The organism is Candidatus Zymogenus saltonus, from assembly GCA_016929395.1.
Classification (GTDB): domain Bacteria; phylum Desulfobacterota; class Zymogenia; order Zymogenales; family Zymogenaceae; genus Zymogenus; species Zymogenus saltonus.
This window is the reverse complement of the sequence record JAFGIX010000085.1, coordinates 60,870-67,323: the sequence shown is the minus strand read 5'-3', so window position 1 is coordinate 67,323 and position 6,454 is coordinate 60,870. Positions and strand designations below refer to the sequence as shown.

Here is a 6,454-nt window from a genome sequence, read left to right as displayed (position 1 = left end):
GTAGAACCCGACTCACAGGACATCCCTCTGGATTCCCGTTTTCACGGGAATGACATTAGTATATTAGGAGTCCCTATGCCGTCATTACCAGCTTGGCTGGGAATCCAGAAAGATATTATACCTGTCTCCCGTTTTCACGGGAGTGACATTTGCGAGAATGACAATTAACATTTCCTCACAATAACTGCCAAATCCTACTTGGGTATCCCCTCCAAAATAACCTCGACGCCGAAGTGATCCGAGACGAAGACTCCGTCGACCGGCTCGTTGAAAATAAGCCGGGACGACTTAATATCCTCCGGCCTGAAGTGGCTCGAAAGAAAGATGAAGTCGATCCTCCTTGGCGTTTCCAAATCGAATTGAGCCTCGAGGCGGCTCAGGGGGTCTTTCAAGGTCTTGCCGTCGGCCCAGCGTTGCGATCCATCAAAGGCGGTGTTCGGGTTCTTTACCGAATCCCAGGTGAAGCCGTCCGCCCCGGGGTTCATCAGCTCGTACGGGTCGAGAAGGCCAAGGTCTGCTATCATCTTCTGGATCGCCGGGGAATTCTTCGTGGTGTTGAAGTCTCCCATGATGACGTAGGGGTAATCGTACTTTTTGGTGATCTCCTTGACGAACGCCGTGAGGTTCATGACGTCGCTTTCGGTCCTTTCGTGGCTCTCCTCCATCTCCGCCAGGATCGCGTCCTTCTCCTCTCTGGTGATGTTCCCTTCAATGACCATATCTTCGAGCTTATTTGTCCAGGTCTCGTCCATGATGAGGCTGAAGTGAGTGTGGGTGTTGAAAACGATCAAGGGCCTTCCGTCGATCACCACCTTCGTCGCCATGACGTTTCTGACCTCCTTCGTGTGGACGGAGAGGTAGTCACGCTGGATACCCTTGCCGGAGAGGCGTCTTGCCCCCAGGAACTCGAGGTTGTGGTTACTCATGGCAAGGACGGCATCCCCCTCGGTAAAGTTCACCGGGATGCCGAATCCGAAGAGCTTGAGGCCGGAGTTGCCCACCTTCCAGACTGCGCTGTAGCCGATCTTGCGGGCGAGCCTCCTGGCGTATCCGGGAAGCTCGTTCGCCTCCTGGATGCCGATTACGTCCGGGTTCAGCTTCATAAGCCCCGAGACCAGAAGGTCGAACCGCTTGCACCTTGTGGCCTTGTCCTCGTATTCACCGATCTTAAATGTCCCGTTGCCGTCGAGTCCGAACCAGACGTTGTAGTCGACCAGCTTGACGTCTTTCGCCTGGGCGGCTGTCGAGACCGCCAAAATGATTAGCATGGCAATAAATATCGAGATCGTCTTTTTCATGATAGGTTCCTTTAAAACAGGTTACTATTTATTGTATTGTTCTAATAAGTCTTAGCGATGTTCCGTCATTTAGAGCGACCAATATCTATTTAAAACGGAGCGAGGCAATCGCGTGTTTGTACGCCGAGAGATTGCTTCGTTGCCCAATGATAATGCTTTGCTGTTTTCCTTGTCGCCCCCATATGACATTGCGAGCGACCAATATCTATTTAAAAAAGGAGCGGGGCAATCTGGTGTTTTGGGGGAGATGCCACCAGACTGCCTCATCTCCTCGCCAGAGCTCCCCGCAATGACAGTGCATTAAGCCAGCCCTACTTCTTCAGCTCTTTGCACGCCTCAACGGCCCCAAGATCGCATGCCTTCTGATAGTCCCTCTTTGCCTCGCTGATCCTCCCCGTGGTCTCGTAGGTATAGCCCCTATCGAAGTATGGATTGGGGTTGTTCGGTTCGAGGCTGATTGTCTTCGTGAAGTCGGCTATCGCCTCGTTGTATTTCTTTAGATAGAAATATGCAATCCCCCTGTTATTATAGGCCATGCCAAAATTCGGTTTGGTGTTTATGGCCCTGTTGTAGTCAGCTATCGCCTCGTCGTACCTCTTCAAATTCTTGTATACAACCCCCCTGTTGTTGTAGGCCAGGGTGAAATTAGGGTCGATGTTTATCGCCTTTGAGTAGTATTCGATCTTTTTGTTTAGATCGTTTTCGTGAATTCCCTTGTTATACCATTCAATTGCGGCTTTGCTCTGGGCGTTTGCCAAAACCGACGTCAGGATAAAAGCAGCTACCAGAAGCATAATTACAGTCAACCTGAAATTTTTCACATTTTCCTCCTGTGATAAAACCCTTTTTAAATTGGCTCTTTGTAAAAATACCTAACATTTCATAATTCGGTTTGTTTTACTCCCCTTGTCCTCCGTTACTCTTTTGAAATTTTGTCACTCCCGATAACAACGGGAATTCATCCCGTTATTCCTAACTTAACTGGGAATCCAGACAATTTCAATATGGATTTCCGCTTCCGCGGGGACAAGCCTGGATTCCCGTTTTCACGGGAATGACACTTTTATATTAACTGGATTTTACTGGACTCCCGCTTCCCAAGGGATTGACATTTTGTATTTACCTGGATTTCCGCTTCCCAGGATAATGACATTTTAATCTATTATACTTCTGTTCAAGGCCCCCTTTTTATAAAAGTGTCTTACTTCTTTCTTTCAAAGACTTCGTGAAGCCTCAATAAATGTCCTTGTCTTTTCAGGACCCTTTCTTCACTCCTTCTTCAATATCACGACCTCGGCGGCGTCCCCGACGAGCTCCTTGAATCTCCGGGCGTCCGATTCATCCCCCACGATCTCGCCCCAGTGCATCGGGATTGCGGCCTTTACCCCCATCGCCTTGACCGCTTTTGCCGCCTCGGCGGCGTCCATGGTGAACGTCCCGCCGACGGGAACGAGCGCCACGTCAGCTTTAATCCCATTCATCTCCGGAATCAGGTCGGTGTCCCCCGTGTGGTAGATCGTATCATTGTCGATGGTGAGAAGGTAGCCTAGCCAGCCGTTCGCCTTAGGGTGAAACTGCTTGCCTACATTGTAGGCGGGGACTCCCTTTATGGTCATCCCCTTTGCGTCGACCGTTTTTCCTGGCACGAGCTTTATCACCTCGCCCGCAAAATCCGGGTTTGCATCGGATGAGATAACAAGGGTCGTGTTTCCGTCAGATACCTTCTTTATGTCGTTGGGCGAGAAGTGATCGTAGTGGGTGTGGGATACAAGGATGAGGTCAGCCGTCGGCCCCCCGGCGATGTTGTAGGGATCGAAGTAAACTGTCTTTGATCCTTCCACCCGAAACCCCGAGTGGCCCAGCCAGTGAATCTTATTCAAAATCTCAGACATATCACTGCCTCACATTTAAGGTATTTTACCAAAATATACTCTCAAATTAGCTGTTGTGTCAAGGAGGAATAAGTCTATCTTGAATAACCGCTTAACAACAAAAGTAGTATTTTTCACTATTTCTTTTTGACATTAAAAACTTGACACTAATCTCTAATTATGATAACTTCTATTAGGGAATTGTAGCATCATAAATCAGGGGGGGTGGGCAATTGTGTGGGGGGGTATATATTTTTGGGACGGGGGGTTGTGGGTTGGGTAATCTGGGTGGTGGGGGAACGATAAAACGGAATAATAGGGGAGTTCGGCATTTTTAGCTGCTGGGCAATCTGTAAACGGATGTGATACATTAGGGAAGGTCTTGTTACAAATTAAAGGGGGGGTAATAAAGCGTGGCGGCTGACAGAGGGGAGATCGGAAATTTCAAGGGCAGCAGATATTCGGTTGGCAGATACGATACGTTTGCCGTAGATAAAAAGCTCATCTTGGTATTTTCCGTGGGAGGGGTACTCTTCGGGTTGAACGCCGTTTTCTTGGCGGAGATTATCCAGACGGGAGATGTGAATTATAACGATAAAGGATCAAAGACCAAGAATATCCTCGGTTCTATAAATATAAGGGACGAAAAAATCCCCGTGTTTAATATCAAGGGTTACTTCAGACTCGGGAATGGAGATTCAGACACAGACTGGAAAGGCGAGGGGGGAAGGGGAGAATCGTTAAGACAAAGGGGGGGTGGAGGGAAATCGGTCAGACGAGGAGGGAGGGGGATGGAATCCGTCAACAGCATGGTAATCATAAAAAGGGGTCTTGGAGACAGCTCAGAGCTGCAGAGGGGAGGGATTATTGTAGACTATATAGAGGGGGTTTTGGACGAAAGGTCGTTTGACAGGTTCCCGTTTCCTGAAATAGCCGTTAATGAATCGACCAAGATATATCAGGAGCTGCTGATGATCTCGGGCAATATGGTTTTACTTCTGAATATCCCCTGGTTGATGGAGATGATTTTGCCATCGGATTAAGCCTTTATAAATGAAGCAATGAGACTTTTAGACGGTGACATTGAAAAGCGGTATTTTATATTTTCTCTTGGAAATAGAAGTTTCGGAATATCGATAAGAGAGGTCGTAAAGGTTGTTCTGGTTGAGAAGGTTTTTATGGCCCCGTTGCTGTCGGATTTTGTTCTCGGTTTTATTGTTCACCAGGGGGAGCCGATACCTTATCTGAGCTTGAAGAGACGTCTTGGATTGAAGGAAGATGAGAGAGGAGACATGGCCCTTTTGGTTAAGGTCGGTGATGAAACCTTCGGCCTGAGTATTGACGGTGATTACGAGGTCATTCAACTTGAATTGGACCCCGCTCCCCTCCCTCCGGAATTTAAAGGGGTGGTCAAAAAATATTTTAGGGCGAGGGCCGAGCAGAAAGACAGAAGATTTATAATCCTCGATGTTGGTGCCCTTGTTGTGGCGGATAGACAACTTCAATAATGGTCGTTTAATATGTCAAAAAAGATTCTTTTGGCGGACGATAGTGTAACGATTCAGAAGGTAGTCAGCATTACCCTTGCTCACGAGGACTTCGAGCTTACCATCGTTGACAACGGAACGGAAGCCGTGGCCAAGGCGAATGAGCTTAGGCCGGATGTAATCCTGCTGGACGTGGTAATGCCCGACAAGGACGGTTATGAGGTATGCCAGGAGATAAAAGCGAGCGACGGTCTGGCAAAAATACCCGTGATACTTCTGACCGGAACCTTCGAGCCTTTTGACGAGGACAGGGCGGCGGAGGTGGGCGCCGATGACTTTATAAAGAAGCCCTTCGAGTCCCACTCTCTTGTAAACAAGATCAAAGAGATGGTATTTAAGGGCGGCGCCCGGGCGCCTGTCAGGGCGGCCGAGACCGAAATCGACGATATCGGTGGACTCGATGATCTGGAGGGGATTGACGATCTCGGAGACTTCGATGAATTTAAGACACCGACGGAAGATAGGGCATATAATACCTCCATGGATACTCAGGATATCGAATTATCGGAAGGGGGATTGGACTCGACGGATTTCCCCGTCGAAGAGCCGTTTGACACGATTAAGCCTAAAGAGCGGATATTAAGAAATGATTATATGGATAGTCCTCCTAAAAATAAGGAGCCTGCCAGTAAGGATGATATCTGGTCGGTTGAAGAGTATGATGATCTTTCGGGCGGAGGAGAGCCTTCGGACATAGGGGGTACGGACGAGCTTTGGGGTGATGAAGACCATTCAGAGGAATCGGACACGGCCGATTCGGAGACCATGGTAATAGAGGAGACAAGGATCCCCGAAGAGCACTTTACGATAGGAGATGAGACGGACACCCCCCTTGCCGGAGAGACCGGTTTTGCGGATGACGGCTTCGAGCTGGGAGATGAGATCTCGATGGGAGATCTCGAGACCGGCACTGTAGGCACGAGATGGGATGAGGATGTAGATACAAGAGAAGATATAGGCCGTGAAGGTATTTTTTCCGAAGATACAGAAAAAAGTTCCTTTGTCGACGAGGAGGTGTCCCTGCCGGAGGATGGGGCGTTTGGGGATGATAGATTTGGCGAAGAAACTTCCGGTCGGGAGATAGAGCTGAATGATGTCGAATATTCGGACGAAATGCCGGGGGATACGGACGACTTTCCCGTTGGCGGGTCTCGGGAAGAGGATTCCATCGAGCTGGATTGGGGGGATGAATCCGACGCGATTTCCGGCTCCGGCGATGATTTCGCATTTAATGGAGACATGGGCGTAGATATGGGTGATATGGGCGGCGGCTTTGATATGGATAAACCCTCTCGTTTTGAATCCGCACCGTCCGAAAAATCCTTCGACGAGGTGGACTGGAATATGGAAGGGACCGAGTCCGAGTCGGATTCCTTCGGTGGATTTGACGAAGTTGATGATACTATGGTAATAGATATGGGTGAAGAGCCCGTTATAGGGACGAAAGACGCAATGGATTTTTCCGGTGACGATTTGGATATGGGTGAAATCGGGGGGCGCGCGAAAGAAATATCCCGAATGGTCAAGGAGAGGGTGATAGAAGAGGGAGTAATACCGGATGCCGTAAGGAAGGATATGAGCGAGGGGGAGGTGGCAACCGCCGTCGACAAAATTGCGAGGGAGATCGTGCAGAAGGTGGTCTGGGAGGTCGTGCCCGAATTGGCGGAAGAGCTTATAAAGGACGAGATACGCAGACTTAAGGGTGAAAAGAATAGATAGGAGTTCCGATTATAAGTTG

The 6,454-nt window shown here is 49.1% G+C and carries 6 protein-coding genes; 3 read left to right on the top strand and 3 right to left on the bottom strand.

Annotated elements, in window-relative coordinates; all coding sequences use genetic code 11:
- Positions 1-194: 194 nt before the first annotated feature.
- The 3 genes from JW984_15740 to JW984_15730 form a co-directional block, all read right to left on the bottom strand.
- Positions 195-1,298, bottom strand: coding sequence for an endonuclease/exonuclease/phosphatase family protein (locus JW984_15740; protein ID MBN1574649.1), 1,104 nt, complete (start codon positions 1,296-1,298; stop codon positions 195-197).
- 311 nt (positions 1,299-1,609) lie between these two features.
- Positions 1,610-2,119: a tetratricopeptide repeat protein gene (locus tag JW984_15735; GenBank protein MBN1574648.1), complete on the bottom strand. Its 510-nt coding sequence runs from the start codon at positions 2,117-2,119 to the stop codon at positions 1,610-1,612.
- 447 nt (positions 2,120-2,566) lie between these two features.
- The gene (locus JW984_15730; GenBank protein MBN1574647.1) at positions 2,567-3,190 is read right to left on the bottom strand and encodes an MBL fold metallo-hydrolase; all 624 of its coding nucleotides are present in this window, start codon (positions 3,188-3,190) and stop codon (positions 2,567-2,569) included.
- Between the two features lie 392 nt (positions 3,191-3,582).
- On the opposite strand from JW984_15730, the gene JW984_15725 reads away from it, so the two are divergent.
- From JW984_15725 to JW984_15715, 3 genes are read left to right on the top strand one after another with little or no spacing between them, the layout of a single operon-like run.
- Positions 3,583-4,212 (top strand): chemotaxis protein CheW, encoded by a 630-nt coding sequence (locus JW984_15725; protein MBN1574646.1) that lies wholly within the window; start codon positions 3,583-3,585, stop codon positions 4,210-4,212.
- An 18-nt stretch (positions 4,213-4,230) separates the two neighbouring features.
- Entirely contained in the window at positions 4,231-4,677 is a 447-nt protein-coding gene (locus tag JW984_15720; protein MBN1574645.1) for a chemotaxis protein CheW, read from the top strand.
- A 12-nt stretch (positions 4,678-4,689) separates the two neighbouring features.
- Positions 4,690-6,435, top strand: a complete 1,746-nt coding sequence (locus JW984_15715; protein ID MBN1574644.1) for a response regulator — start codon at positions 4,690-4,692, stop codon at positions 6,433-6,435.
- The last annotated feature ends 19 nt before the right edge of the window (positions 6,436-6,454 follow it).

What these genes read in the sequence shown, in the direction of transcription:
- JW984_15730 (MBN1574647.1), bottom strand. Translation starts at nt 3,190, where the DNA reads ATGTCTGAGATTTTGAATAAGATTCACTGGCTGGGCCACTCGGGGTTT.
- JW984_15720 (MBN1574645.1), top strand. Translation starts at nt 4,231, where the DNA reads ATGAGACTTTTAGACGGTGACATTGAAAAGCGGTATTTTATATTTTCT.
- JW984_15715 (MBN1574644.1), top strand. Translation starts at nt 4,690, where the DNA reads ATGTCAAAAAAGATTCTTTTGGCGGACGATAGTGTAACGATTCAGAAG.
- JW984_15740 (MBN1574649.1), bottom strand. Translation starts at nt 1,298, where the DNA reads ATGAAAAAGACGATCTCGATATTTATTGCCATGCTAATCATTTTGGCG.